The following is a 1,199-nucleotide window of genomic DNA, read 5'->3' as shown; positions in this document are numbered from 1 at the left end:
CCGCGCGGTGACTTCAGGCCAGGCCGTGGGCGGCGACCATGCGGGCCTGGCCGTCACGCAGCCGGTAGGACAGGCCCACCACGGCCGCCCGTCCCTCGGCCACCCGGGCGGCCAGCAGCTGGGAACGCTCCATCAGCAGGTCCACCGTCTGGCGGATGTGCTCGTCCACGATCGCGTCCGGGTCCTGGATGCCCGCCGCGTGCGCGGCCAGCACACTGGGCGTCACCCGCTCCACCACGTCCCGTACGAAGCCGCCCGGCAGCCGGCCCGCGTCCAGGGACTCCAGCGCCGCGGCCACCGCCCCGCAGGAGTCGTGCCCCAGCACCACCACCAGCGGGCACTCCAGCACCGCCACCCCGTACTCGATGCTGCCCAGCGCCTCCGCGCCCGTCACGTGCCCAGCGGTGCGCACCACGAACAGGTCACCCAGGCCCTGGTCGAAGATGATCTCGGCGGCCAGCCGGGAGTCGGAGCAGCCGAACAGCACGGCGAAGGGGCGCTGCGCCGGGGCCAGCGCGGCCCGGCGTCCGGCGTCCTGGTTGGGGTGCTCGGGGCTGCCGGCGACGAAGCGGGCGTTGCCCTCCATCATCACCTTGAGTGCCTGGTCGGGGCCGGACTCGGGGCCCGCTATCGGGGAGGAGATCATGCCTGCCACCCTAGATCGCCGCTGATGAGGACCGCAGCCCAGGGCGTGTCCACCGGTCACGGACAGTGCCGCACTGCCATCGTCGGCCCATGCCCAAGCCCAAGCCCAAGCCCAAGCCCGCGCCGGCGCCGCGTACCGCCGTCGTCCTGTTCACCCAGGACCTGCGCCTGCACGACAACCCCGCCCTGCACGCCGCCCGCACCCGCGCCGAGCAGGTCGTGCCGCTGTTCGTCCTCGACCCCGCCGTCGCCGCCGCCGGCTTCGCCGCCCCCAACCGGCAGGCCTTCCTCGCCGACAGCCTCGCCGACCTCGACCGCGCGCTGCGCGCGGCGGGCTCGCGCCTGGTGCTGCGCCACGGGGACACGGCCCAGCAGTGCGCCCGCCTGGCGGCCGAGGTCGGCGCCGACACCGTCCACGCGGCCGCGGGTGTCTCCGCGTTCGCGGTGCGCCGTGAACGGGCGCTGCGCCGGGCGCTGGGGCAGCGGCTGCACCTGCACGAGGGGCTCACGATCGTGGCGCCCGGCGCCCTGGTACCCGCCGGGCGCGATCACTA

General features: G+C 75.6%; 2 protein-coding genes. One reads left to right on the top strand and one right to left on the bottom strand.

Annotated features, from left to right (window positions below; translation table 11 throughout):
- Window positions 1–13 precede the first annotated feature (13 nt).
- The gene (locus J0670_RS38315) at window positions 14–589 is read right to left on the bottom strand and encodes a carbonic anhydrase (RefSeq protein ID WP_374223251.1); all 576 of its coding nucleotides are present in this window, start codon (window positions 587–589) and stop codon (window positions 14–16) included.
- A gap of 146 nt (window positions 590–735) precedes the next feature.
- Here J0670_RS38315 and J0670_RS38310 point away from each other — a divergent pair.
- A partial coding sequence (locus J0670_RS38310) for a deoxyribodipyrimidine photo-lyase (protein ID WP_207817381.1) occupies window positions 736–1,199 on the top strand: 464 nt, incomplete at its 3' end.

The sequence above is a fragment of the Streptomyces sp. FH025 genome (genome assembly GCF_017427025.1).
In the GTDB taxonomy this organism is placed as follows: Bacteria; Actinomycetota; Actinomycetes; order Streptomycetales; family Streptomycetaceae; genus Kitasatospora.
Note: the sequence above shows the minus strand (reverse complement) of the source record. Positions and strands in the feature narration are given on the sequence as shown.

Bases quoted from the DNA above. Each gene is read 5' to 3' on its own strand.
- J0670_RS38315 (WP_374223251.1), bottom strand. From the start codon at position 589: ATGATGGAGGGCAACGCCCGCTTCGTCGCCGGCAGCCCCGAGCACCCC.